Source organism: Arthrobacter sp. B0316-1-20 (assembly GCF_059091865.1).
The window spans coordinates 264,556-288,938 of sequence record NZ_JBNHHC010000005.1; the positions used below are offsets into that span (position 1 = coordinate 264,556).

Genomic DNA, 24,383 nt, shown 5'->3' on the forward strand with positions numbered 1-24,383 from the left:
TCCCGTGGGGGCACTGGCTTCCATTTTGCCGTATGTAAAACGGTTGTGACATCTTCCACAAGGCTTTTCGCTCCCAGAGGACGGGAAAACCGGCGGCATCGCGGGCCGCGCAGCGTCTACCGGAGTGGACAACGGCCGGGCTGCCTGAATAATTCCCGCAGGTTGACGGCTTAGACTATTGCACATCCGACCCGCTACGGAGAATGTGTGATTTTCGGCCTGACCATCTTGGACGTCGTCCTCCTGCTAATCCTCCTGTCCTATCTGGTGTCAGGCCTGCGCAAGGGGTTCGTGGTCACGCTCGGCGGCATTGTTGGCATCATCGCCGGAGGGGTGGCGGCGTTCTTCGCGATCCCACTGGTCAGCCAGTGGGTGCCGGACAGTGCATGGCGGCTCACCGCAACTATTGCCGTGGCGGTGTTGTTGGTGGTGCTGGGACACGCCCTCGGATCGGGGATCGGCGCCAGCATCCGGCGGCGGATGGACTTCCCGCCGCTGCGGCCGGTGGATCGCCTGCTGGGCGGCGCCATGAACCTGGCCGTGACCGCGTTGGTGATCTCCATGCTGGCGTTCAGCCTGGGCACCATGGGAGTGCCGTTTATTTCCCAGCAAATCGCCTCGTCCAAGGTGATCGCGTCCATCGAGCACCTGACCCCGAATCCGGTGAAGGCCTGGGCGGCCCAGGTGCGTTCCGTCGTGGTGGCAGACGGCATCCCACTGGTGCTCGATCCGCAGGCGCCGCAGGAATCGGCGCAGGTTCCCGACGCCAGCACGGACACCCCGGCGCTGAACCAGGCATCGGCATCGGTGCTGCGGATCGCCGGCACGGCCTTTCAATGTGGACAGAACCAGACGGGTTCTGGCTTTGCGGTGGCGCCGGACCGGGTGATGACCAACGCGCACGTCGTGGCCGGCGTCAACGAACCGGTGGTGGAGATCCCAGACGGGCGGGTGTTGCCCGGCCGGGTGGTGTTCTTCGACCCGGTGCGCGACCTGGCCGTCATCGCCGTGGACGGTTTGAACGTCCGGCCGCTGCCCCTGGGCGGCGAACTGTCCGAAGGCGACTTCGCGGCGTTCCAGGGATACCCGTCCGGTGGCCCGTTCCAGAGCAACCCGGCCACCGTCCAAGGCCGTTCGCAGGTTCTGGTGCAGAACATTTACGGCGCCGACCCGTCCTCGCTTCAGGTGTACACCTTGGCCGCGGACGTGAAGCAAGGCAACTCGGGCGGACCGCTGCTGGACGCCGACGGCAACGTTGCCGGTGTGGTGTTCGCAAAGTCCACCCAGAACGTGCCGGTGGGTTATGCGTTGACGCTGGCAGAGGTCCAGCCGGTGGTGGACGCGGCACGTGGCTACCAGGAGACCATCTCCGCCGGCCAGTGCGTGACCCGCTAATGTTGCCGGGCTAGAGGACTCCGGCGAGGTATTCGACCGCCAGCCGGTAACCGGCGATGCCCGCACCCGCGATCACCGCGTCTGCCACACCGGAAATGTAGGAGTGGTGGCGGAACTGCTCGCGCTTGTGGATGTTGGTGATGTGCACTTCGACCACCGGCAGCGCAACGCCGGAGAGTGCGTCCCGGAGCGCCACGGAAGTATGGCTGTAGCCGCCAGGATTGATGATGATGGCGTCGGCAGTGTCCCGGGCAGCGTGGACCGCGTCGATGAGCACGCCTTCGTGGTTGGACTGAACGCACTCGACGGTCCAGCCGTGCGCCGTCGCGGCCTCGGCCGCCAACTTCTCCACATCCGCCAGTGTGGCAGTGCCGTACACCTCGGGCTCGCGTGTGCCGAGCAGGTTCAGGTTAGGGCCGTTCAGTACCAGCACGCGGCGGGATCCGGGAGTGTCTGCAGTCATGCCCTTACTATGCCTCAATCGCGCCGCCGGCGAGATCTCCTGTTACGCGAGGTCCGGCCGATTCCCCAAGGTTGGCGTGCGGAGGTCCCTGCCGGGCACGAAGGTTTCTGCCGGGCCCGACAGTCCCCGCCGGCGCAGGCGCGGAGCTTTTTCACTGGCGCAAGCCGGGGGCTGCCCGCCGACATAGTCAGCGGGCAGCCCCCGGTTTGCGGCCGGGCTGAGCGTCAGCCCTTCAGCGAGGCGGCAATCTGCTGCATGACGGTGTTGTCGGCCAAGGTGGTGGCGTCGCCGACTTCGCGTCCTTCGGCGACGTCCTTAAGCAGCCTGCGCATGATTTTGCCGGAGCGGGTTTTGGGCAGTTCCGGCACTATCAAAATGGTGCGCGGTTTGGCGATCGGGCCGATCTCCTTGCCCACATGGTTGCGCAGGGTGGCCACGATGTCCGGGTCTTCCGCGGCGCCGCCGCGCAGGATGACGAAGGCGACGACGGCTTCGCCGGTGGTTTCGTCCTTCGCGCCGACGACGGCGGCTTCGGCGACCGCGGGGTGGGAGACGAGGGCGGATTCGATCTCGGTGGTGGAGAGCCGGTGGCCGGAGACGTTCATCACGTCGTCCACCCGGCCGAGCAGCCAGATGTCGCCGTCGTCGTCCTTTTTGGCGCCGTCGCCGGCGAAGTACATGTTCTCGAACCGGGACCAGTAGGTTTCCTTGAACCGTTCCGGATCGCCCCAGATGCCGCGCAGCATGGCCGGCCAGGGCTCACGGATCACCAGGTAGCCGCCGTGCCCGTCGGGGACGGAGTCTCCGAGTTCGTCCACCACGTCCACGGCGATGCCGGGCACCGCGACCTGCGCGGAGCCGGGTTTGGTGGCGATGACGCCGGGCAGCGGGGCGATCATGTGCGCACCGGTTTCGGTCTGCCACCAGGTGTCCACAATCGGGGCCTTGTCGCCGCCGATGACGCGCCGATACCACATCCAGGCTTCGGGGTTGATGGGCTCACCGACGGAACCGAGCAAGCGAATGGAGGACAGATCGAACTTGGCGGGGATGTCTTCGCCCCACTTCATCATGGTGCGGATCGCGGTCGGCGCGGTGTAGAGGATGGAGACCTTGTACTTTTCCACAAGCTCCCACCAGCGGCCCTGGTGCGGGGTGTCCGGGGTGCCTTCGTACATGACCTGGGTGGCGCCGTTGATCAACGGGGCGTATGTGACGTAGGAGTGGCCGGTGACCCAGCCGATGTCCGCGGTGCACCAGAACACGTCGGTTTCCGGTTTCAGGTCGAAGACCACCTTGTGCGTGTACGCGCACTGGGTGAGGTAGCCGCCGGTGGTGTGCAGGATGCCCTTGGGCTTTCCGGTGGTGCCGGAAGTGTAGAGGATGAACAACGGGTGCTCGGCGTCGTGCGGCACCGGGGTGTGCTCCGCGGACGCAGCCTCCACGGTGTCCGCCCACCACTGGTCGCGGCCCTCGTGCCAGTCAACCGGTTCGCCGTTGCGCTTGACCACCACCACGTTGGTGACCGTGTGGCCGGGGGCGGAGAGCGCCTCGTCTACGGCGGGCTTGAGCGGGGACGGCTTGCCGCGGCGCCAGGTGCCGTCGGCGGTCACCACCAGCTTCGCTTCGGCGTCGTCGATCCGGGAGCGCAGAGCGTCGGCGGAGAAGCCGCCGAACACCACCGAGTGCACCGCGCCGATCCGGGCGCAGGCCAGCATGGTGATCACCGCTTCCGGGATCATCGGCAGATAGACGGCAACCCGGTCACCCTTGGCCACGCCGAGGGATTCGAACGCGTTGGCAGCCTTCTTCACTTCCTCGGTCAGTTGCGCGTAGGTGTAGGTGCGGGTGTCGCCGGGCTCGCCCTCGAAATGTATCGCCACCCGGTCGCCCAGGCCGTTCTCCACGTGCCGGTCCAAAGCGTTATAGGCAGCGTTCAGTTCGCCGCCGACGAACCACTTCGCGAACGGCGCCTCGGACCAGTCCAAGGCCTGGCTGAAGTCCTTGTCCCAAGACAAAACCTCGCGGGCCTGCTGGGCCCAGAACGCCGGACGGTCCGCCTCGGCCTCCGCGTAAACACCCGGCTGGGCCACCGCTGCCTCGGCGAATTCAGCGCTTGGCGCAAACCTGCGGTTTTCCTGGAGCAGGTTTTCCAAAGCATCGCCGGCGGCGGTGGAAGTCTGCGTTCCGTTGGCTTCAGACATAAGAAGGCCCCTTCGTTTTGCTGCGGTCGTTGCATGCTCCGGCTTCTGTCAGCCGGGCGCATCTGCTGCTTTTCAGCCTAATCCTTTGCGCGCCTTCCGCAGTGTTGACCGTCACAATGCGGGATGCAAAAGGTCTTGAATCTGCGCTGAACGGCACATGCAAGTGCGTTCGACGGCGGTGATCCGGCTAGTGAAGGGTTGGTTCCTTGACTACGCTGAGACCAGCGCCAGAACGTTGCACAGTGGGCTTGGCCCGCTCTGCAGCCGCAACGACCCGGAGGATCGACGATGTCACAGAGCTCCCAGACCCACGCCACGGCAGGAACAGCGGTGGCCGGCCCATTCACCGTGCGAGACCTGGTGGTGGGCGCCGGCGTCGTTCTGCTGTTCCTCTCCTCAGTGTTGCCTCTTGAAGTCCTCCGGGGCATCGGTGTGAACCTGTGGAATTCGGCCGGACTGTTCCAGCTGGCGCTGGGCATCCTGCTGCCTGCGGTGGTGCTGGTGCTCTTCGTGGTGCGCCGATTGGCCCCGCAGACACCGCTCCGGATCGGTTCTTTGTCCGTTGACCAATTCGCCTCTGTGGTGGCATCGCTGGGCTTGGCCTTCTACTTTTTGACCATCGTCACCGTCTACAGCGTCAGCGGAATAATTGGATTCATCGGTGCCCTGGTGCTCTTCGCCGGGACCGTCTGCGCACGCTGGATCCCGCAGCTTGCCGTGGATTTTGCGGGCCGTCCCGAGACACCCGCCCACCCGGTGGCGCGGGATGCCATCCCGGCTGCCCCCAAGCCGAAGGCGCCGAAGACTGCCGCTCAGGGTGCCGGCGCGGCTGCCGGCGCGCCTGCCGCGTACGGGATGGAAAGCGGCCTGCCTGCTACCCACGACCAAAGGGTTTCCGCCGGTGCAACCGGTGCCTATCGAGCCGCAGCTCCGGCCGCGGCGGGCTGGGACCAAAACAGTGCGGCACAGCCGTCCACCGGCCAGTTCGCCGCGCCCGCCGGCAACGGAGCAGCCGGGGTTGCGGGTGCTGCCGCAGCTGCCCACGTAACGCAAGAGTCGGAAACAGCCACTGGCACCTCGACGCACACCACGGGACGGGAAACCGCCGCCAGCCCGGCCGGAGTCCAGCAAGCCACGGAACTCGCAGCCGACGACTCCGTCGCGCCGGGTGCCGCAGACGGGGAGGCCGTGGGGATCCCGGTCACTGACGACTCGAGCGGCACGGCAACCACGCGGGCCGCTGCCCACGCTGCAGGCGGTATCGCCCGCGACGTGGGGTACTCTGCCAAAACGGTGGTGGGAAGCCCCAACCCGACCGACAACGGTCAGCGGACCCCGGAGACTGCCGGAGCGGGCACCGCCGAGCCACAGGATGGCGGCAACGGCGCGGCACCGGTCCGCAGTGCTGATGCGCAGGCAGGGACAGCTGTCCCTACCGCAGGGGCGGTAGGCGGGGCCGCCGCAGAACCCAGCGGAGCCGGAACCGGCGCGACTGCCGCCACCGAGCCGAGCGCGGCCCGAACCGGAGCGACTCGTGCCGACGCCGTCCCGGAAACTGCGACCGCGGCGATGCCGTCCGTCGCAGCGAAGGGCACTGACCGCCCCGCCGACGCTGCCTCGGCGTCGTCTCCAATCAGCGCCACGCGTGAACACTACGAGGAAGCCGAGGAGGAGTACGAAGCCTTCTGGTTCGCCGTCGGACGCACCCGCCCGGTCTTGGACGAGAGCACCGGGCAGGTCATGTTCACCGTCGAGCCGGGGTCATGGATCCTGGCGCTGCAGGACCGGGGGGATGAATTCCTGGTCCAGCACACGGACGGCCGGGTGGGCGTCTTGAGGGACCTGACAAACATTGAGCGTGCCTGACCGCGCGCCGGCCACCCGCCGGCGCAAGACCGAAGAATCCCTGCTTGCACGCAAACGCCGGGCCCGACGGATTAACAAAGAGCTCGCCGAACACTACCCCTATGCGGTGGCAGAGCTCGATTTCAGCAACCCCTTCGAGCTGCTGGTGGCAACCATCCTGTCTGCGCAGACCACCGATGTCCGGGTCAACATGACCACGCCGGCGCTCTTCGCACGCTACCCGGATGCCCGCGCGCTCGCCGAGGCAGATGAGACGGAACTGCAGGAGTTGATCAAGCCCACCGGTTTCTTCCGTGCCAAAAGTCAGAGCTTGCTCAAGATGGCCGGCCAGATCGTCGATGAATTCGATGGCGAGGTCCCGGGCAAGCTGGACGACCTGGTCAAGCTCGCCGGCGTCGGACGCAAGACCGCCAACGTGGTGCTCGGCAACGCCTTCGGCATCCCGGGGATCACGGTGGACACGCATTTCCTCAGGTTGTCGCGTCGCTTCGGCTGGACCGATTCCACCGACGCCGTCAAGGTGGAATTCGACGTGGCGGAGCTGTTTGAACCCAAGGACTGGACCATGCTCTCGCACCATGTGGTCTTTCACGGCCGTCGCGTGTGCCACGCCCGCAAGCCGGCCTGCGGCGCCTGCCCGGTGGCCCAATGGTGCCCTTCCTATGGCGAAGGGGAAGTTGATCCGGAGAAAGCCCGGAAACTGCTGAAATATGAACTGGCGCCCGGCCGGGAAGAACTCTTGGCCCGGATGATGGCCGGTGAGACCCGCCAGGAGCTTCGCGCCGCAGGCTTCCCGCTGGGAGCCTGACAGTGAGCGCCAAGAAGGATCTGCAGCGGCTCATGGAGCTGCCGATGGAACAGCGGCTCTCGGTCCGTGAACGCGAGCGGTGGTACAACGCCGCCTTGGACGCGGAAACGGTCCGGCCGGCAGCGGTGCTCCTGCTCTTTGGCGCATTGGACGATGCGCCGGCTCACTTTCACGACTCCGCCGTACCGGACGACCTTGACGTGCTGTTCGTGGAGCGCGCCGCCAACCTCAGCTCGCATCCGGGCCAGGTGGCCTTTCCAGGTGGCGGTATTGATCCCGACGACGACGGTCCTGTTGGCGCCGCGGTGCGCGAAGCGGTGGAGGAGACCGGGCTGGACGCCACCGGGGTGGAGGTTCTGGGGGTCCTGCCGGACATCCCGCTGTCGGTCAGCAACTTCCTGGTTACTCCAGTCGTGGCCTGGTGGGCTTCTCCCTCGCCGGTGGCCGTGGTGGATTTCGCCGAGTCCGCACAGGTTTTCCGGGTGCCGGTGGCGGACCTGCTTGACCCTGCCAACCGGCGCATGTCGGTGCTCCGGCGCGGCGGCCAGGTCTTCCGCAGCCCGGCGTTCCTGGTCCACGGAGTGGTGGTCTGGGGCTTTACCGCGATCCTGCTGAGCCATCTTTTTGATGATTTGGGGTGGACTTTGGACTGGGACACGTCGCGGGAGATCCCGGCCCCGATCGCTCCGCGCCCCGGGGACGACTGACGCTATCCCGCCTGCCTGGCTCAGGCGGAACCGCGCGCGGCGGGGGAGCAGGCGCAGGCGGCGGGGATGGCCGGGTGGTACTGCCAACCGACGGCCGGAAGGGGGCCGTTGGTTTGGCGGTGGTTTGCTGGCCAGAGGCCGGACCTGGCCCACGGTCTGTGCGCGGCGACGGGGACGGTGCGGGTCCCGGGCGCGGCTCCGGCGATGGTGCGGGTCCCGGGCGAGGCGACGGCGTGGGTGCGGGTCCCGGGCGTCGCGCCGGTGATCGATTGTCCCATGCGGGCGGCAGCGAGCTACCGCCGCCGGTGCCCAGGACTTGCTTCAACCACGAGTCCTTCGTCGTCAGGGTCCACGCGCTATCGGCCCGTTGGGCCCAGTTGTAGGCAGTGAAGACGGAAAAAACGAACGGCACCATCCTGCCCGGCTTCAGGACGGAAGTCACAGGGTTCGCTATCGGCACCGAGGAGAGAAGCCGCGGCGCCAGCTGCGCAGTCAGCCGGCGTTGGGCGGTCTGGCCGGCAAGCTGAAGGACCAGACTTTCCGGTCCGGCGGCCAGCACCCCGAGGATGGAGTCTCCGTGGCGGCGCGCCAGGGCCCGTGCCGACGCCGTGTTCTCGGAGGCGAGGGCGATCTTTGCCCGGGTGGCTGCCTTAACCATCCCCTGAGCTGCGAAGGCCGTGGAGGAAGCTAGGATCCCGCGCATCCGGTGTGACGCCGTGGCGATCCGTGGCATCGCTGCTGCACTCGTGCCGGCGGCCCGCGCCGATGCTGCCCCCAGCGCACCGACCACCGAACGGAAAATGGATGCCGCAGCAGCCAGCCGGGCAGCACCGGCGGCGCTGGAGATCCAGACCGTGAGCCCTGCGCTGACCGGTGCCAGCGCCAGGCTCACACCCAGAGTGAGCGCCACATCGCGGGTAAAAGCGGTCGCCTCCTCAACCAGTTGCTGATGCGCCAGTTGCACCGCGCCGGCGTACTCGTTGCAGCCCTGGGCGAGGGCGTCGCAACCGTCCGCCAGCACGGACGCGCACGTCGTCAGCTCACCGTGCGCGTCGTGCAGCAGCAGCACATCCGCCCCGCGAAGGCCGGACAGCGCACCCGCCGCCGCTTGGTCTGCAGCAGTCGCATGTTCTCTGGTCGCTCTGCCGATGTCCTGCCAGACCCCGGCTGTGCTGCGCAGTGCTGCGGCATCGCCGGATGGCCACCGCACGCCGGCGGCGCCGGCGATCAGCTGCCCAAGTTCCGGAAGCAGCGGGAACTTGCCGCCGACGGCCGAAGCAGGCAGCGGGAGGCAGCGCTCGCCGTGCGGGGGCACCGGATGTTCGAAGGTTGCGGTAGATCCCGCGGCTGCCTGTTCCGCAAAGCGGTAGAGGGCAGCGGCGCACTGCGTGGCGGAGTTGAGCCGGCCGTAGGCGGCAGCAAGTCCTTCCAGCCCGCGCAGCAGTTGCGCGGCCTCTAAGTCGTAGGCATGTCCCCACAACGCAGCATCGGCCTCCCAACCCGACATCGCAGCGCCCACACCCAACCGGCCGTTTGCCGCTGCCCGCACGTCCTCGAAGCCTGTGGCGGCCCTTCCCGCCGCCCTGGCGGCCTGCTCCAAGGCGGCAGTGTCGATGGTCAGCACTCCCATCCGCATCCCTCCTCCAACACCGCCGACCTGTTCACCGTGGGAACGACGCTACGGCGGACAGCGAGGGCCGACCATGGCAAAGATGGGCATTGTGGATAACTCCACCCGGAGCGGGGCAAAGGATCTACTTAGCGTCGGCGTAGGAATCGACTACGGCCACACTGACCGGGAATTCCACTGGGATCCGGCCAAAGACCAGGCGAGTGGCCGCGGCGGCCGACTCTTCGACCAGCCGGCGGGCCACATCCGCCCGGTCCTCGTGGACATGCAGCATGACCTCGTCGTGCAGGAAGAACACCATGTCCCCCACAGAGGCGCCCTCGGCAGCGCAGGCGCGCAACCGGCGTCGTAATTCCGCCAACCAGCACAGTGCCCACTCCGCAGCGGTGGACTGCACCACGAAGTTGCGGGTGAAGCGGCCGCGGCTGCGAGCCAAGCCATCGGCGCGTCGCTGCTCCTCCGCGGTGGTAGTCCGTTGAGCGGCCCGCCACCGGTCGGACGGCGGAGGGCAGCTGCGGCCCAGATAACTACTGACCACTCGCCCCGCTTCGCCGGCCCGCGCCGCACGCTCGACCACCGCGATGGCCTGCGGATATGTGCGCGTGAGCTGGGGCATCAGCCGGCCGGATTCACCGGTGGTGGCCCCATACATGGCACCCAGCATGGCAATCTTCGCCTTGGACCGGTCACCCCCGAAGCCCACGTCGGCAATACCCTGGTAGAGGTCCCTGCCCCGCCCTGCCGCTGCCAGGGCGGAGTCCTGTGCCAGTGCAGCTAACACACGGGGTTCCAATTGGGCTGCGTCGGCGACGACGAGCTTGTGGCCGGGATCCGGACGGACGGCATCCCTGATCTGGCCCGGTATCTGCAGGGCGCCACCGCCGCGCGACGCCCAGCGCCCGGTGACCACGCCGCCCACCACGTACTCGGGCCTGAAGCGGCCGTCCCGAACCCAGGCATCGAGCCACGCCCAGCCGTTGGCCGTGAACAGGCGGGAGAGTTTGCGGTATTGCAGCAGCGGTTCGATCGCGGGATGGGAATGTTTTTTCAACTCCCAAGAACTGGTGGTTTTGACCTCGATGCCGGCCCGGTGCAGGGCGCGGATGAGCTGTTGCGGGGAGTCCGGGTTGAAGCTGGGATTGGCCAGCTCCTTTCCGAGCTTGACGGCGAGCTCCTCCAGTTTTTTCGGCCGCTGGCCTTCCCCCGGCCGCGCACCCAAGTGGGACGAGAGAATGTCCAGGTGGATGTCTTCGCTCCACGGCACGCCCAAGTGTTCCATTTCGGTGGCGATCAGGGCGCCGGTCGATTCGGCCGCCAGCAGCAGCTGCAGCCGGCCGCGCTGCGGCGAGGCAGCAACAGCGGCGAGCTGGTTCTGCAATTCGGCCACCAGGTCTTCCAAAGCAGTCCCTGTGGCCTGCGGTTCGTCGAAGAGCGTGAACTGGTCCGGGGACTGCGGCAGCGGCGGCAAATGGCGGGGCAGTTCGTCGTCCTGGTGCGCAACCGGCTCCTCCCGGAGCGCGCGGATGTATTCCGTGTCGGGAGCGTAGACGGACAGCGCCAGGATGCTGCGGACCAACGCCAGATCGTGGCTCCGGTCCACGCCCGCCCCGGCGGCGAGCAGCGGCAGATAAGCATCGCGGGTGGATTCGAAAACCCAGCGAGGTGCCTTTGCATCGAGGCTGCGGACCGTCTCAGCCAATTTCCCGGCGGGCACGACGGCGGGTGGCCCGGCGGGTGCGCCGTGCGCGTCGGTGCGCTGCAGGTACGCTTCGGGTTCCGTCTCCGCGGGCACGGCAATGTTCCGCGCTGCCGACGCCAGGACAATGTACACGCCTCAATTCTCCCCTGACCTGTCCTCCACACCGGTGCGGCAGGCCGCCGCGGTACACATCGGCCGGCACTATGGGCCGGCAGCGGCCGGACTCACGGGACGATCGGATCATGCCAAGACACCAAACGGTCAAGGAACGTGCGCCTTGGAGACCGGCGGAAGCGACCGACGTTGTGCTCCTCGGCGGCACTGATCGGCTGCGCGATGAAGTCGCACGGATTGCTGCGGCGGCAGGGCTGGCACTCCGCCCCGACGGCCCGACGGGAGCGCCGGTGACCGCAGCCGGAGCCACCCCGGTGCTGTTGGGAACCGGGTACGCCCGGGTGCCGCGGTCCACCACGGAAGTCATCGTGGTCGGTTTCATCGATGAGGCGCCGGCTCTCTGGGACTTGGCGGCTTCGACGGCTGCCGGCAGGGTGGCCGTGCTGCCCGACGGGGCGGCGTGGCTGGCTGAATACTTGAGCCGAACGTGGCGGCGTGAGGTTGCGGGAAAGTTGGTTGCCGTGCACGGAGCCAGTGGCGGAGTGGGGACTTCGGCGCTGGCAGGATGGCTGGCCGCGGCGGCATCGCGTGCTGGAACAGCCACGGTGCTGGTTGATGGTGACCCGCTGGGCGGAGGGCTCTCGTCGGCACTGGGCGCCGCCGACATCCCAGGGCTGGTTTGGCCGGATCTGACCGAAGCGCAGGGCACGGTGAACCCGGTGCAGCTGGCGGCATCGCTGCCGGCCATAACCGGCTTCTCCCTGCTGTCATGGCCCGGGGCAGGGGAAGCAACCCTGCCGGAGATGCCGGCGGTCGAGACGGCGGCTGCGGTCATGTCAGCTGCCGCCGGCGCTTTTGGCTTGGTGCTGGTCGACGCCGGACGGTTGGGGACGGCTCCCGACATCGGGCTGCCAGCGGACGACATCGTTCTGCTGACCAGAGCAGATGGCCGCTCGCGCCGGGCCGCGGTGCCTGCGGCGGCCGCTGCAGCCGACACCGGTGCCAACGTACACGTGGTGGTCAGAGGGCCGCTGCCTGCCGGGACGGACGAGCAGCTGATCGCCGAGGGGCTGGGCATGCCGCTGGCCGGGTATCTGCCGCATCTACGGGCGGTGCCGGCTGCCCAGCGCGACGGCCGGCTGCTGGAGCTGGCGTCCAACCGGCGGATCCGTTCGTTATGTGCCGGCGTGCTGGAGCGGCTGGATAGCGGACATCCACCGGGGAGACTGCTGTGACTGGCGCTGGCCGGGGGCGCCGGGCCGCGCCGGCGGAGGCCCGCGGAATCAGCGTGGCGCCCTTCCGCAGTGCCGTGTTGTCGGACCCGTCGCCGGTGACCGGGGTGCGACTGGCAGCGGCGGTCCAATCGAGCGGACGGCTGTTGGGAACAGCCGGCACCCTACAGGCGGTCGACTCATTGTCCGCGGAGCTGCGCGGACTTGGGCCACTGCAGCAGTTGGCCGATGCCCGGGTGACGGACATTCTGGTGAACGGCCCGCACGACGTGTGGACCGACGGCGAGGGAGGCCTGCGTCGGGCCGAGGTCGCCTTTGGCAGCGATGCCGATGTGCGGGCCCTGGCCGCACGTCTGGTTGCGGCCGGCGGCCGCCGACTCGACGACGGGAATCCGTGCGCCGACGTACACCTCGCGGGCTACCGGGTCCATGCCGTGCTGCCGCCGGTTTCCACCGGCGGCACACTGCTGTCGATCCGCCTCCACCGGCCGCACCGCTTCGCACTTTCGGAACTGCTCGTCGCCGCCCCGCAGTGGCAGCCTTACCTCGAAGCCATTGTGCTCCGGCGCCTGAATTTCCTGATCTGTGGAGCAACCGGATCCGGCAAGACCACGTTGCTCGCGGCAATGCTGGGGACGGTTTCTCCTCAGGAACGGATGGTTTTGGTCGAGGACGCAGCCGAACTGAATCCGGCCCATCCGCATGTTGTGGGTCTGCAGAGCCGGACCAGCAATGTGGAGGGCACGGGGGCGGTTGGCATGGCGGAGCTGGTCCGGCAGGCCCTGCGGATGCGCCCGGACCGGCTGGTGGTCGGAGAGTGCCGAGGGGCGGAAGTCCGGGAGTTCCTGGCCGCGATGAATACCGGTCACGCCGGCGCCGGGGGCACCATCCACGCGAATGCTGCGGCAGCCGTGCCGGCACGGCTGGCCGCCATGGGCGCGCTCGCAGGCATGAACGCCGACTCGATTGCGCTGCAGGCCGCAAACGCACTGGACCTGGTGATCTCGATGCAGCGGACCGACACAGGGCGTTGCGTGCAGGAAGTCTGCCTGCTGCAAACCACCGATGCCGGCCGTCTGCGCACCATCACGGCACTGGCTGCCGACGGCGCCAGCGTCCGGCATGGCCCTGGCTGGGACGAACTCCGCGGACGGTTGTTTCCGTGACTGCGCTCGTTGTCTTCCTGCTGATCGCGACCGCTTGCTTGCTGTTGTTGCCGTGGAGGCAGCCCGGCCCAGCGGACGCGGATGGAGGCTCCCGGCGCAGGCAATTCAGCAACGGCGGGCGACGGCAAGCCGCCGCGGCCCCCTTGGACCAGTTGCCGCTGTTCGTCCGGCAGTTGGCCGCGCTGCTGCGTGCGGGGCGCGCCCCGGCACAGCTGTGGCCGGACATGCTCGCGGTCTACGCTGGACTGGAACCGTCTGGCGGCGAGCCGCAGGGCAGCCGAAAACCCGACCGGAGGGGGTCAGCACCCGGGGAGCCGACGGGAGGATCCGCGCTCTTGCTGCCCAAACTTCGAGCGGCGGCCCAAGCCGCGGAACTGGGACTGGGCATCGGACCGGTTCTGCGCCGGCAACAGCCGACCGCCGGCGGCAGGCGGGTGGACGTTGCCTCTGCCGCGGCGCAACGCATGTGGCAGGACCTCGCCTCCTGTTGGGAGGTGTCCGAAAAAACCGGGGCGCCCCTGGCGCTGCTGCTGGAGAATTATGCGCGGCACCTGCAGGATCGGCTCGATGGCAGGGCGGCGCGCCATACTGCGCTGGCGGGACCGAAGGCGACGGCCACCCTGCTCGCCTGGTTGCCGCTGCTGGGACTCGGCCTCGGAACCGCCATGGGAGCCGATCCCATCGGCACGCTGCTGCTGTCGGCATCGGGGTGGCCGGTCCTGGTCATCGGAGCAGCGCTGATGATTGGCGCCCGCCTCTGGTCGCGCGAGCTTGTCCAACGTGCCGCCGGACAGGATTCCTTGTGATCCCGGTCCTGACGGCCGTCCTGCTCTTCGGCGCCACCTTGCTGCTGTGGCCGGGGCTGTCCGGAGAAGGGCCAACCGCTGCCGGGCGGGCCACGGGCAGGGAGCGGGGGAGCGGCAGTGCGGATGAAGCGGATCCGGCCCTGCATTTGGACTTGCTGGGAGCCATGCTGGCCGCCGGCCTGTCCCTGCCGCACGCGGTGGCTGCCCTTGCTGCCACCGCTCGCGGACCGCAGCAAACGGCTTTGCAACGAGTCGCGTCGGCACTACTGCTGGGCGTGGAGTGGCAGGAGGCCTGGGCACTCGGGGACCGCGGAAGCGGGCTGGACCTGCTCCGCGACTCTTTACGCTTCGGTGCCGCTACGGGCGCTCCGTCTGCAGCAGTGCTCTTTGCCCAAGCCGACCAGTTGCGCCGGCGCCGGCGACAGGAAGACCAGCAGCGGGCGGCCGCGCTCGGCACCAAGCTTGTCCTCCCGCTGGGCCTGTGCGCGCTTCCCTCCTTCATCGCGCTGGGTGTTGTGCCGGTGCTGGTCGCCCTCGTGCCCCGGTTTTAAGCATTCCTCCACAGTGCAGCCGGGACCGCAGGTTGTGCACCAGCAGCACACGAGCCCTGCCGGGACGGCGGCGTTCTCCGCGAAGCTCGAATAACCGCAATCCGGCGGTCACACCCAGGAGGAAAACATGTCATTATCACTGGCACATCTGCGGGAGCGGACAGCACCGAACGGGTTGCCGCTGGACCCGGCGCCGGCGGAAGGACCCGAGGCGGAACAGGATGAAACAGGGCGTTTGGCGGACGTGATTACGTTCCCGGACGGCAGACGCAACGGACGGGCCAGGAAGACCTGGCGCCATCTGGGCGGTTCCGACGCCGGGATGGCTACCGCCGAATACGCGATCGCAACACTGGCCGCCGTCGCTTTTGCCGGTCTCTTGGTCCTGATCCTGCGCAGCGGAGAAGTCCGCGGCATGCTCACGGGCCTGGTGGAACTGGCCCTCACGGCGGTCTGACAGATGCGGAGCCGCTGCAGACCCGTCAGGCACCGGTGGTGCGGCCGGACCGCCGACGGTCGGCGCACCGGTGAACGCGGCAGCGTCACGGCCGAATTCGCCGTCGCCCTGCCGGCAGTTGCCGTCGTGCTGGCGTTCCTGTTGGCGGGGGCGGCAGCCGGGGCTGCCCAGCTGAATCTGGAGAAGGCGGCGCAGGCGGCGGTCCGCCAACTGGGACGCGGCGAGACGGCGGCAGCAGCCGCGCACACCGTTCGGTCCATCGCCGGGGAAGGAGCTGCGGTGGCGGCAGACAGCAGCGGCGGCTGGGTTTCCGTCCGGGTGACGGCCTCGGTGCCCGGCCCCTGGCCGGAGTTCGGCGGCTGGACACTGAGCGCGGAAGCCACCGGCCCGGCCGAGCCAGGCGGCGGGCCGGTGGATCCGGCGGGAGCAGGCAGCGGTGGCAGATAGCGAGCCCGTGTCGTCCCGTGCAGCATTACGCCGTCCGGTTGCCAGCGCACCCTCGCTGCAGGTCAAGGACAGCGGGGCCGGGACGGTCCTCGCCGTGGGACTCGTACTGCTGCTGTGCCTGATGCTCGCAGCGGTCACCTCGGTGCTGCAGGCGGGCCTGGCATCGGCGCGGGCCGGCAAGGCCGCGGATCTGGCGGCCCTGGCCGGCGCCGATGCAGCCCGCGGGCTGTTGGCCGGCGAACCCTGCAGGCTTGCCGCGGAAGTAGCGGGCAAGCACGGCGCCGAGCTGTCCGCGTGCAGCCGGTCGGGGCCCGGCGGCGTAGTAGTCGATGTGCGTTCCCGGACCGCGCTGCCCGACGTCTTTGGGTGGCTCAACGGGGAGTGGAGGCATGCCGAAGGCCGGGCACGGGCGGGGCCGCCGCCCAGGAAGTAGACAAGCTGCGGGCGGCACGGCGGCCGGCAGCAGCCGTAGTCCGACGGCCGGCAGCGCCGCTTGCTACACCGCCGTTGCCTGGTGCCGTTGGGCCGGGGCCGGGCCGGCGTGGGAGAGCAGCGCCTCGATCAGCGTGACCGCGCCGGACTTGTCCAGCGGATTGTTCTTGTTGCCGCATTTCGGCGACTGCACGCAGGACGGGCACCCGGTGTCGCACTCGCAGGAACGGATAGCGTCCCTGGTGGCCGCCAGCCACGTCCGCGCCGCCTCAAAGCCGCGTTCGGCGAACCCTGCGCCACCGGGATGACCGTCGTAGACGAAAATCGTAGGCTTGCCGGTGTCGGCGTGCAGGGCCGTCGACACTCCGCCGATGTCCCACCGGTCGCTGGAGGCCACCAGCGGCAGCAGTCCGATGCCGGCATGTTCGGCGGCATGCAGGGCGCCGGGAACGCGCGCGGTGACCAAGCCGGCGGAGGCCAACTGCTGCTCGCCGATGGTGAACCACACGGCCTTGGTGAACAGCTCCCGGGCACCGAGATCCAGCGGTTCTTCGCCCAGGATCTCATTGGAGATGAATGCTTTGCGCTGGAAGGAGATGACCTTCGTGGTGACCTTGACGTCGCCGAAGCATGCCTGGACCTCACCCCAGTCCTCGGTCCGTTCGGCTCCGAGCACTTCAATCTGCGTGATGTCGCGGGCCTGCGTGTAATAGTCCGGATTGGCGCGGCTCACCATCGCACAGTGGTCCTGCTCGTTGAGTTCATCCACCACGTAGGTTGTTCCCTGGTGGACATACACGGCACCGTTGTGGGCCTGATAGTGCGACTGGGGCGAGTCCATCGTCCCCAGCAACGTGCCGGATTCCGACTCGACAATGCTGATCGGTGCACCGCCGTCGGCCCGCAGGTTGACCATGGCGGCGGCGCTTTCCGGATGGGTCCAATACCAGCCGGCGGGTCGGCGGCGGAGGTAACCCTCGGCCGTCAGCCGGTCCAGCAGGGCCGGGGCAGCCGCACCAAACAGTCCGATGTCCGCCGGGGTCAACGGAAGCTCCTGGGCAGCCGCGCAGAGGTGCGGGCCCAAGACGTAGGGATTCGAGGGGTCGAACACGGTGGCTTCCACCGAGACGTCGAACACCGCTTCGGGGTGGTGCACCAGGTACGTGTCCAGCGGATCGTCGCTGGCCACGAACGCCGCGAGTGCGTCCTGGCCGGATCTGCCGGCACGGCCGATCTGCTGGAACAGCGAGGCGCGGGTTCCGGGCCAGCCCGCGACCAGGACGGCATCCAGTCCGGAAATGTCGATGCCAAGTTCCAGCGCCGACGTGCTGGAGACGCCCAACAATTGCCCGGACCTGAGCTTGGCTTCCAGTTCGCGTCGTTCCTCCGGCAGGTAGCCGGAGCGGTAGGCTGCGACCCGGCCCGGCAGCGAGGGATGGACGTCGTCCAGCAGCCGCTTGGTAATCGAAGAAATTGTCTCGGCGCCCCGGCGGGACTTGATGAAAGCGATTGTGCGGACCTGCGCGGACACCAGATTGGCCATCAAGTCGGACGTCTCGGCGACCACGGTGCGCCGTTCTTTGGCGCCGTTCTCGCCCTTAAGCTCCGTGAGCTGGGGCTCCCAGAATGCCACTGTCGTGGAGCCGTGCGGCGAGCAGTCTTCGGTGACAGCCTCGGCGTCGGCGCCGATCAGCCGTCCGAACGAGGTTCCGGGGTCGGCGGAAGTGGCCGAGGCTCCGATGAACACCGGGTCGGCACCATAGCTGGCGCAGATCCGGCGCAGCCGGCGCAACAGGTTGGCCACATTCGAGCCGAAAACGCCGCGGTAGCTGTGCGCTTCGTCGATGATCACGTAGCGCAGCCGGCGGAAGAACCGCGCCCACCAGGCATGGTTGGGAAGGATGCCGAAATGCAGCATGTCCGGATTGGCCAGGACGAAGTTCGCATGGTCCCGGATCCAGCGGCGGGCGCCGGGGTCGGTGTCGCCGTCGTAGGTTTCCGCCCTCACGGTGGGCAGCTTCAGCGACTTGATGGCTGCCAACTGGTCGGCGGCCAGTGCCTTGGTGGGGGCCAGATACAGGGCCACGGCGCCGCTGGGCTCCAGGCTCACGGCGTCTGCCAGCGCAGTCCTGTGGATCGCATCCAGCGCCGGCACCTGGTAGGCAAGGGATTTTCCGGAGGCGGTGCCGGTGGCAATGATGGTGTGCCGCCCGTCGTGGGCGCTCTCGGCCGCCTGCACCTGGTGGCGCCAGGGCTGGTGCACACCGAGCATGGCGTAGGCGGCGCGCACATCGTCGTGGACCCACTCCGGCCAAGGCTCCATCACGGCTTCCCTGGCCGGGAGTTCGCGGACGTGCACCAGCTGCTCGGGCTCCGGACCGGAACCGAGCAGCGGGATCAAGGAGTCGTGCAGGGCCACCCGAATATTGTGTCATCACCTCGGGGCGCAACGTCGCACTCCCTCGGCAGCCCCGGGACGGCCCGGGTACCGCAGCAGCGGTGCGTCAGGTCAGACGCCTGCAGCAGCCGGAAGGAATCAGCTCTCCGTGGCGGGCTTGAGGATCATCACGTCGCACACGGTGTCCCAGCCCAAGTGGTTGTAGAGCATCTGGCCGTCGTACGAGGCGATCAGCAGGCCGGTATCCACCATATGTTCGAAGGTGGAGGCGATCAGCGCGCGCATCACGTGCGTGGCCAATCCGCGGCGGCGGTAGTTGATGTCGGTTTCAATGTGATCGAAGACCGCGAAATTGTCGACGACGGCGACCACGCCGTGTGCCGCCTCGTTGCCTTCATGCACCACGCGGACGCGGTGGACGTTGCCCGTTTTTTCCAGCTCGGTCTTGAAATCGGCGTCGCGGTACCACGGATCCTCGGCGTCCTGCCCGGACATGTCCGTGACCATCAGCGACTGGGCATTGTGGTGCACGCGCAGGCCGTGCTGCGGCGCCAGCTGGTGGATCCGCTGTGCGTCGCGGGTCAGGACCGTGAAAATCCGTCCCGGGGATGCGGTGGTGTCGCGGGCCACCGCCGCGAATTCTTCATCGCCGGGCTCAAACGCAAAGTATTCCCAGTCTCCGGTCTTGTCGGCCAGCAGCACGGCGGGGTGGCCGGCAGCCTCTTCGGAGGAGTAACCCCGGCAGGCTGACCAGCCGGCAACCCAGACGGAAAGGACATCGTCCGGAACGTCAGTCGTGTAATCGTTGCCCATAGCAGGACTGTACCCAACAGCGGGCGCGGGCGGCACCTGTTGGTGATGACAACACTGTCACAATCCCCAATTCCGTGCCGGCGCGCAATTTTGGATTCCTTACCACCGCGTAATCTTGATGGGTGGCTTTGAACCGGATTGTGCTTTATTACGCTTTCACCCCGCTGCCGGACCCGGATGCCGTCCGGCTGTGGCAGCGCGCGCTGTGCGAGAAACTCGGCCTACGCGGCCGGATCCTGATCTCCAAGGACGGTATTAACGGCACCGTCGGCGGCGAACTGAACGCGGTAAAGCAGTACGTGAAAACAACGCGCGAACACTCTGCGTTCCGCAACCTGGACGTGAAATGGTCGGAGGGCGGGGCTGAGGACTTCCCACGCCTGAGCGTCAAGGTCCGTGACGAGATCGTCTCCTTCGGCGCCCCGGGCGAGCTCAAAGTGGACCAGGACGGCGTGGTCGGCGGCGGCAAGCACCTTCGCCCGGAGGAACTGCACCAACTCATCGATGCGAAGAAGGCAGCCGGCGACGACGTGGTCTTCTTCGACGGCCGCAACGCCTTCGAAGCGCAGATCGGAAAGTTCAAAGACGCCATCGTTCCGGACGTGGCCACCACCCACGATTTCATCAAGGAACTGGACTCGGGCAAGTACGACGACCTCAAGGACAAGCCGGTGGTCACCTACTGCACCGGCGGGATCCGCTGCGAAGTCCTCTCATCCCTGATGGTCAACCGGGGCTTCCAAGAGGTTTACCAACTCGACGGCGGGATTGTCCGCTACGGCGAGGCCTTCGGCGATGCCGGGCTGTGGGAGGGGTCGCTCTACGTCTTTGACCAGCGCATGCACCTCGAGTTCACGCCGGACGCCAAAACCATCGGAGAATGTGTCCGCTGCCACGCGCCGACCAGCAAGTTCGAGAATTGTTCCAACGAGGAATGCCGGCAGCTGACGCTGTACTGCTCCGCGTGTGCAGCGGATCCGCAGACGCTGCGCTGCCCAGACGGCTGCCCGGCCTAGCCGCCGACCGTCCCTGCACAGCTGATCCGGGACTTCGGGCACAGCGAGGGCTCATACGGCCGCGGTTTCCGGCCACAGTCCGGCGGCTGCATCCTGCGGCTCGGTCTCCTCAACCTCCGTCTTGAACACGCTCATGCCGCGCGCCTGGTAGTTGGCAACTGCCGCCGGGCCGTCTAGCGAACAGGTATGCACCCAAACCCGTCGCACTGGCGGGAACCCATCCCAGCGTCCATCCAAGCGCCATGCCTGCCGGATGCCCTCGGCCAGCAGCGCGCCGCCCAAACCGCGGCCGATCGCCTCGGGGAACAGTCCGAAGTACATGATTTCGACGTCGGTGCCCGCCTCGGCGGGGCGGCCCAGCAGTTCCACGTAGCCGGCCGGGGCGCCGCCGGTGTAGAGCACCCAGGTTTCCGAACCGGCGGTGCGGACCACCTGCTCCCACTCGCTGCGCGTGAGCGCCAGCCGGTCGGACCAGTTCCAGCTGCTGCCTACGCTCCGGTAGAGGAACTTGCTGAATTCCGGGCTGATGTGGCGCACCTGCACCACGGCGGCATCATCCGGTAGCGGGCGGGACCCGGGAACCAACTGGGCGGGATCGGTTTGTTCAAGGTGGGTGGTGGTGACGAGCATGCAGTCATTTAACCACCGGGCAGCCGTGCCGGGCTCACCGGGCGGCCGTCGCCCGCGGGCGCCGGAGCGCCGCCAGAGCTTGGGCCCCCGGCAGATCGGAGGCACTAGCAGGGCGGGAAATGTAATAACCCTGCGCGGTGTCGCAGCCCAGCTCCCGCAACACCTCCAACTGCTCCGGCCGTTCCACGCCCTCGGCAGTCACCTTCAGCCCCCACGCATGGGCGATATTGATCAACCCGCCAACGAAAGCGGCTTCGCGCTCGGAGGTGTCGATGTTGTCGATGAAGGACTTGTCGATCTTGACCGTGTTCAGCGGCAGGTCCCGCAGCATACCCACGGAGGAGTACCCGGTGCCGAAGTCGTCCAGATCGACGCCGATGCCGGCCTCGCGGAGCTGGGCCAGCTGTTTGATCGCGCGGGGGAAGTCAGCGATCGCGGAACTCTCGGTAATCTCCACCCGGATCAGTTCCGCCGGAACACGGTGCGCTGCCATGGCGGCCAGCAGTTCGCCGACCACCTTGTTCGCGGCCAGCTGGATCGGAGAGACATTGATGGAGATCGTCCGCGGGCTGCCTGCCTCCAACCAGGCGCCGGCTTGCGCACAGGCCTCGTTGAAAACCCAGCGGCCGATCTGCTGGATCAGGTTCACGCTTTCGGCCACGGGGATGAATTCCGACGGCGGTACCGAGCCAAGCACTTCGTCGTGCCAGCGCAGCAGCGCCTCCACTGCCAGGCTGCCGTCGGTGGCCAGGTCGAGCAGCGGTTGGTAGTGCAGCCGGAAGCCGCCCGCTGCCACCGCCAGCTGGAGCCGGCGCCGCAGCTGAGCCTGCCGGGCCACGGGTGCCGTTTCACCCCGGGCGCTGAGCCAGACCACCCGGCCCTTCCCGGCCCGTTTGGCCGCCAGCATGGCGCCGTCCGCCTGCCGGAGCAACACATCCAGTTGGCTCAGCTGCTCTTCCTCGACTACATCGGAGGCCAGGGCCAAGCCGATAGACGCGGAGATATGCAGCTCGTGGTCATCAAAAGGGAAAGGTTTAACTGCTTCGGCCAGAATGCGGTCCGCGATGCTGCGGGCCTGTTCCGGACCGACGTCGACCAGAAGCACTGCGAACTCGTCGCCCCCCAGCCGGGCCACGATGTCGCCGCCGCGCACGGTGCGTTGCAGCCGGCTGGTGAACCCCGTCAGGATGCTGTCGCCGGCCCGATGTCCGAACGTGTCGTTGACGTGCTTGAACCGGTCCAGGTCGACGCACAGGATCGCGACCCGGGCGGGATCGCAGTCGCCGACCAGTTCTGCGCCGCGTTCGTCGAGTAGCCGCCGGTTGGGCAGCCCGGTCAGCGGGTCGTGCATTGCGTCATGCTGGAACAGCGCCGACACTTCCTCGAAGATCCACGAGACGGCCACCACCTGAGGCCCGTCGGGGCCCTCCACCAGGAAATCCTCGTACCGGGCGTTGGCCGGCCGGCCCAGGATCTGCCGCGCGGCCTGCGTCATGGACAGCTCCGGGTCCACTTGGAAGGAATGGTCCGGCCGGAGCTGGCCCACCCGCGTACGGCTGTTGAGCGCGCGCCCGTAGCCAAGCCGTCCGCTGAGCTCCGACTCCAACCGCTCGCGCAAGAGCAGCCAATGCGCACCGTCCGCCTCCACCGCAACTGCTTGCAGCGTGCGGTCGGCCTGGAACCAGCCGCTGACCTCCATGACCAGGGCGTCGGCGGCGACCACCGGCACCTTGATGCCCAAGTCACCGACCCGCCGTGGCCGGTCCGCATGGGGCAGGACGGCCCCGCTGGTACGTGTATCCATGCCCCAGTGAGTACCACGCGTCCGCATCCACTAGGTGAACGGCAGGGAAACCGGCCGGCTTACTAGACTTGGCCCGTGGACTTTGCAGACTTCTCCGATGTGTCCGGCGCTCCGGCCAGCAACAACCCGCAGCTGCTGGCCGACCTGGCCGCCGACCTGACCGCGCTGGACTACAGCGTGGATGGGGTGGCGGCACTGCTGGGAGCACAGGCCTGGGCGGCCTTTGATCGTGACCAGCTGGTCCCGGCCGTGCTGGCCACCGCCCGACTGCTGGAGGATCCGGCACACAACCGGTTGGCCGCCGTCGTGCGTTTCTGGCTCTTGGGCCGCACCGTGGAGCCGGAGCAGCTGGCACCGGCGTTCCCGCGGACAGGCCTGGACGGATTGGCCGCGCTGGGTCTGGTGGAGCACGACGGCGGTGGGTTGCGTGCCGCCGTCGACCTCCGTCCGTACGCCTTTGGCGGCACCGAACTGTGGGTGGCCAGCGATCTGGGCGCACACCAGCGGCCCGGCGTCCTCCGGCGCGACCATGTGCTGGGCATCGGCCAGGCCTCGCTGACCTTGGCCCAGCTGACCGTCCGAACAGAAGTGGAGCGGGCGCTGGACCTCGGCACCGGCTGCGGCATCCAGTTGTTCCATCTGCTCGGGCACTGCCGACACGTCACGGCGACCGATATCTCGGAACGGGCGCTGGCGTTCACCCGGTTCAATCTAGTGCTCAATGCCGGTGCCCTCGGGTTGGATCCGGACCAACTGTCGGCGCGGGTCAGCCTGCGGCTGGGCAATCTGTTGGAGCCGGTGGCGGGGGAGCGTTTTGACCTGGTGGTGTCCAATCCGCCGTTCGTGATCACGCCGCGGCGGCCGGCGGAACGCGCCGACGAGCAGTTCACCTACCGCGACGGCGGGCTGCCCGGAGACGACATCGTGGGCTCCCTCTTCCGCACACTCCCCTCCGTGCTGGCCGACGGCGGAGTTGCCCAGCTGCTGGGCAACTGGGAGATCCCCGACGGCGCAGTCACCTGGCATGCCCGGCTCGAGCAATGGCTGTTGCCGGACACCGATGCCTGGGTGATCCAGCGCGAACAGCTCAGTCCGGCGCAATATGCGGAAACCTGGCTGCAGGACGCTTCAGAGAACCGCGACCCGGCGCTGTTCGCGTCGGCCTACGCTGCCTACCTTGACGACTTCGAGTCCCGTGCGGTGCACGCCGTTGGTTTCGGCATGGTGTGGCTGCGCCGTGCCGTGGCCGGCCCCGGTGAGCCGGCCGTGGAGCCGCTGCGTCGGTTCGAAGAGATCACTTACCCGATCGAGCAACCCATCGGGCCGCATGTGGCAGCAGCGGTCGAACGCTCCGACTGGCTGGCCGCCCACGCCGCGGACTTCGGCCGCCAGCATCTGCAGGTAGCCGGAGACGTGACCGAGGAGCGGCACCAGCGGCCCGGAGCTGACCATCCCGGCGTCATCTTGTTGCGCCAGGGCGCGGGGCTGCGCCGGACCAACCTGATGAGCACCGAACTGGCGGGATTCGTTTCTGCCAGTGACGGTGAACTGGACGTGGATCAGATCATCGGTGCCTTGGCCGCGCTGTTGGACCGCCCCGAACCCGCCTTCCACCGGCAGCTGTCTGAGGAGGTGCAGAACCTGGTGGCCGATGGCTTTCTGGTACCTACCGGCCAGTAGGGGGGATCCTTTCCTGAGTGCTGCCTGTGGGAATGGCGAACACCGCGCCAGCAGCGGTGAGCGGC

At 68.0% G+C, this 24,383-nt stretch carries 22 protein-coding genes; 14 read left to right on the forward strand and 8 right to left on the reverse strand.

Annotated elements, in window-relative coordinates; translation table 11 throughout:
- The first annotated feature begins 210 nt into the window (after positions 1-210).
- Positions 211-1,395 carry a MarP family serine protease gene (locus AC5RW2_RS10775; RefSeq protein ID WP_493950066.1) on the forward strand — a complete coding sequence of 395 codons (1,185 nt, stop codon included), beginning with the start codon at positions 211-213 and terminating at the stop codon, positions 1,393-1,395.
- Between the two features lie 10 nt (positions 1,396-1,405).
- On the opposite strand, the gene aroQ is transcribed toward AC5RW2_RS10775, so the two are convergent.
- Positions 1,406-1,858, reverse strand: a complete 453-nt coding sequence (aroQ, locus tag AC5RW2_RS10780) for a type II 3-dehydroquinate dehydratase (protein WP_493949283.1) — start codon at positions 1,856-1,858, stop codon at positions 1,406-1,408.
- A 224-nt stretch (positions 1,859-2,082) separates the two neighbouring features.
- On the reverse strand, positions 2,083-4,062 hold the full coding sequence (gene acs, locus AC5RW2_RS10785; RefSeq protein ID WP_493949284.1) for an acetate--CoA ligase: 1,980 nt from the start codon (positions 4,060-4,062) through the stop codon (positions 2,083-2,085).
- A 288-nt stretch (positions 4,063-4,350) separates the two neighbouring features.
- Between acs and AC5RW2_RS10790 the strand changes: the two genes are divergently transcribed.
- Genes AC5RW2_RS10790 through AC5RW2_RS10800 form a run of 3 tightly spaced genes read left to right on the forward strand, consistent with a single transcriptional unit; the run spans position 4,351 to position 7,443 of the window.
- Positions 4,351-5,928: a hypothetical protein gene (locus tag AC5RW2_RS10790; protein ID WP_493962415.1), complete on the forward strand. Its 1,578-nt coding sequence runs from the start codon at positions 4,351-4,353 to the stop codon at positions 5,926-5,928.
- Positions 5,921-6,736 (forward strand): endonuclease III, encoded by an 816-nt coding sequence (nth, locus tag AC5RW2_RS10795; RefSeq protein WP_493962414.1) that lies wholly within the window; start codon positions 5,921-5,923, stop codon positions 6,734-6,736. The genes AC5RW2_RS10790 and nth overlap by 8 nt, the downstream gene beginning before the upstream one ends.
- A gap of 2 nt (positions 6,737-6,738) precedes the next feature.
- A complete protein-coding gene (locus AC5RW2_RS10800; RefSeq protein ID WP_493962413.1) occupies positions 6,739-7,443 on the forward strand; it encodes an NUDIX hydrolase in 705 nt (234 codons plus the stop codon).
- Between the two features lie 20 nt (positions 7,444-7,463).
- Here the strand turns inward: AC5RW2_RS10800 and AC5RW2_RS10805 are convergent, their stop codons facing one another.
- Complete coding sequence (locus AC5RW2_RS10805; protein WP_494073906.1) at positions 7,464-7,721, reverse strand: hypothetical protein; 258 nt, start codon at positions 7,719-7,721, stop codon at positions 7,464-7,466.
- A gap of 671 nt (positions 7,722-8,392) precedes the next feature.
- Here AC5RW2_RS10805 and AC5RW2_RS10810 point away from each other — a divergent pair.
- Entirely contained in the window at positions 8,393-8,902 is a 510-nt protein-coding gene (locus tag AC5RW2_RS10810) for a hypothetical protein (RefSeq protein WP_494073907.1), read from the forward strand.
- Positions 8,903-9,197: 295 nt separating this feature from the next.
- Here the strand turns inward: AC5RW2_RS10810 and AC5RW2_RS10815 are convergent, their stop codons facing one another.
- The gene (locus AC5RW2_RS10815; protein ID WP_493962411.1) at positions 9,198-10,904 is read right to left on the reverse strand and encodes a bifunctional 3'-5' exonuclease/DNA polymerase; all 1,707 of its coding nucleotides are present in this window, start codon (positions 10,902-10,904) and stop codon (positions 9,198-9,200) included.
- 110 nt (positions 10,905-11,014) lie between these two features.
- On the opposite strand from AC5RW2_RS10815, the gene ssd reads away from it, so the two are divergent.
- The 7 genes from ssd (at position 11,015) to AC5RW2_RS10850 (ending at position 15,978) form a co-directional block, all read left to right on the forward strand.
- Entirely contained in the window at positions 11,015-12,121 is a 1,107-nt protein-coding gene (gene ssd, locus AC5RW2_RS10820; RefSeq protein WP_493962410.1) for a septum site-determining protein Ssd, read from the forward strand.
- Positions 12,118-13,284, forward strand: a complete 1,167-nt coding sequence (locus AC5RW2_RS10825) for a TadA family conjugal transfer-associated ATPase (RefSeq protein ID WP_493962409.1) — start codon at positions 12,118-12,120, stop codon at positions 13,282-13,284. The genes ssd and AC5RW2_RS10825 overlap by 4 nt, the downstream gene beginning before the upstream one ends.
- Complete coding sequence (locus AC5RW2_RS10830) at positions 13,281-14,090, forward strand: type II secretion system F family protein (protein ID WP_493962408.1); 810 nt, start codon at positions 13,281-13,283, stop codon at positions 14,088-14,090. Before AC5RW2_RS10825 ends, AC5RW2_RS10830 begins: the two co-directional genes overlap by 4 nt.
- The gene (locus AC5RW2_RS10835; protein ID WP_493962407.1) at positions 14,087-14,641 is read left to right on the forward strand and encodes a type II secretion system F family protein; all 555 of its coding nucleotides are present in this window, start codon (positions 14,087-14,089) and stop codon (positions 14,639-14,641) included. The genes AC5RW2_RS10830 and AC5RW2_RS10835 overlap by 4 nt, the downstream gene beginning before the upstream one ends.
- Before the next feature lie 127 nt (positions 14,642-14,768).
- Positions 14,769-15,098 (forward strand): DUF4244 domain-containing protein, encoded by a 330-nt coding sequence (locus AC5RW2_RS10840; protein ID WP_493962406.1) that lies wholly within the window; start codon positions 14,769-14,771, stop codon positions 15,096-15,098.
- A 3-nt stretch (positions 15,099-15,101) separates the two neighbouring features.
- Complete coding sequence (locus AC5RW2_RS10845) at positions 15,102-15,545, forward strand: TadE family type IV pilus minor pilin (protein ID WP_493962405.1); 444 nt, start codon at positions 15,102-15,104, stop codon at positions 15,543-15,545.
- The gene (locus AC5RW2_RS10850) at positions 15,535-15,978 is read left to right on the forward strand and encodes an Rv3654c family TadE-like protein (RefSeq protein WP_493962404.1); all 444 of its coding nucleotides are present in this window, start codon (positions 15,535-15,537) and stop codon (positions 15,976-15,978) included. Before AC5RW2_RS10845 ends, AC5RW2_RS10850 begins: the two co-directional genes overlap by 11 nt.
- Before the next feature lie 63 nt (positions 15,979-16,041).
- On the opposite strand, the gene AC5RW2_RS10855 is transcribed toward AC5RW2_RS10850, so the two are convergent.
- Together AC5RW2_RS10855 and AC5RW2_RS10860 are read right to left on the reverse strand one after the other, a co-directional pair.
- Positions 16,042-18,396 carry a DEAD/DEAH box helicase gene (locus AC5RW2_RS10855; protein ID WP_493962403.1) on the reverse strand — a complete coding sequence of 785 codons (2,355 nt, stop codon included), beginning with the start codon at positions 18,394-18,396 and terminating at the stop codon, positions 16,042-16,044.
- A gap of 117 nt (positions 18,397-18,513) precedes the next feature.
- A complete protein-coding gene (locus AC5RW2_RS10860; protein ID WP_493962402.1) occupies positions 18,514-19,188 on the reverse strand; it encodes a GNAT family N-acetyltransferase in 675 nt (224 codons plus the stop codon).
- A 122-nt stretch (positions 19,189-19,310) separates the two neighbouring features.
- Between AC5RW2_RS10860 and trhO the strand changes: the two genes are divergently transcribed.
- Positions 19,311-20,204, forward strand: a complete 894-nt coding sequence (trhO, locus tag AC5RW2_RS10865; protein WP_493962401.1) for an oxygen-dependent tRNA uridine(34) hydroxylase TrhO — start codon at positions 19,311-19,313, stop codon at positions 20,202-20,204.
- Between the two features lie 51 nt (positions 20,205-20,255).
- Here trhO and AC5RW2_RS10870 read toward each other — a convergent pair whose 3' ends face one another.
- Complete coding sequence (locus tag AC5RW2_RS10870; RefSeq protein ID WP_493949301.1) at positions 20,256-20,834, reverse strand: GNAT family N-acetyltransferase; 579 nt, start codon at positions 20,832-20,834, stop codon at positions 20,256-20,258.
- A gap of 34 nt (positions 20,835-20,868) precedes the next feature.
- Positions 20,869-22,638, reverse strand: a complete 1,770-nt coding sequence (locus AC5RW2_RS10875) for a putative bifunctional diguanylate cyclase/phosphodiesterase (RefSeq protein WP_493949302.1) — start codon at positions 22,636-22,638, stop codon at positions 20,869-20,871.
- 75 nt (positions 22,639-22,713) lie between these two features.
- On the opposite strand from AC5RW2_RS10875, the gene AC5RW2_RS10880 reads away from it, so the two are divergent.
- The gene (locus AC5RW2_RS10880) at positions 22,714-24,318 is read left to right on the forward strand and encodes a DUF7059 domain-containing protein (protein ID WP_493962400.1); all 1,605 of its coding nucleotides are present in this window, start codon (positions 22,714-22,716) and stop codon (positions 24,316-24,318) included.
- The last annotated feature ends 65 nt before the right edge of the window (positions 24,319-24,383 follow it).

What these genes read in the sequence shown, in the direction of transcription:
- aroQ (WP_493949283.1), bottom strand. Translation starts at nt 1,858, where the DNA reads ATGACTGCAGACACTCCCGGATCCCGCCGCGTGCTGGTACTGAACGGC.
- acs (WP_493949284.1), bottom strand. Translation starts at nt 4,062, where the DNA reads ATGTCTGAAGCCAACGGAACGCAGACTTCCACCGCCGCCGGCGATGCT.
- AC5RW2_RS10790 (WP_493962415.1), top strand. Translation starts at nt 4,351, where the DNA reads ATGTCACAGAGCTCCCAGACCCACGCCACGGCAGGAACAGCGGTGGCC.
- AC5RW2_RS10805 (WP_494073906.1), bottom strand. Translation starts at nt 7,721, where the DNA reads ATGGGACAATCGATCACCGGCGCGACGCCCGGGACCCGCACCCACGCC.
- AC5RW2_RS10810 (WP_494073907.1), top strand. Translation starts at nt 8,393, where the DNA reads ATGCGCCAGTTGCACCGCGCCGGCGTACTCGTTGCAGCCCTGGGCGAG.
- ssd (WP_493962410.1), top strand. Translation starts at nt 11,015, where the DNA reads ATGCCAAGACACCAAACGGTCAAGGAACGTGCGCCTTGGAGACCGGCG.
- AC5RW2_RS10840 (WP_493962406.1), top strand. Translation starts at nt 14,769, where the DNA reads ATGTCATTATCACTGGCACATCTGCGGGAGCGGACAGCACCGAACGGG.
- AC5RW2_RS10845 (WP_493962405.1), top strand. Translation starts at nt 15,102, where the DNA reads ATGCGGAGCCGCTGCAGACCCGTCAGGCACCGGTGGTGCGGCCGGACC.
- AC5RW2_RS10860 (WP_493962402.1), bottom strand. Translation starts at nt 19,188, where the DNA reads ATGGGCAACGATTACACGACTGACGTTCCGGACGATGTCCTTTCCGTC.
- AC5RW2_RS10870 (WP_493949301.1), bottom strand. Translation starts at nt 20,834, where the DNA reads ATGCTCGTCACCACCACCCACCTTGAACAAACCGATCCCGCCCAGTTG.
- AC5RW2_RS10875 (WP_493949302.1), bottom strand. Translation starts at nt 22,638, where the DNA reads ATGGATACACGTACCAGCGGGGCCGTCCTGCCCCATGCGGACCGGCCA.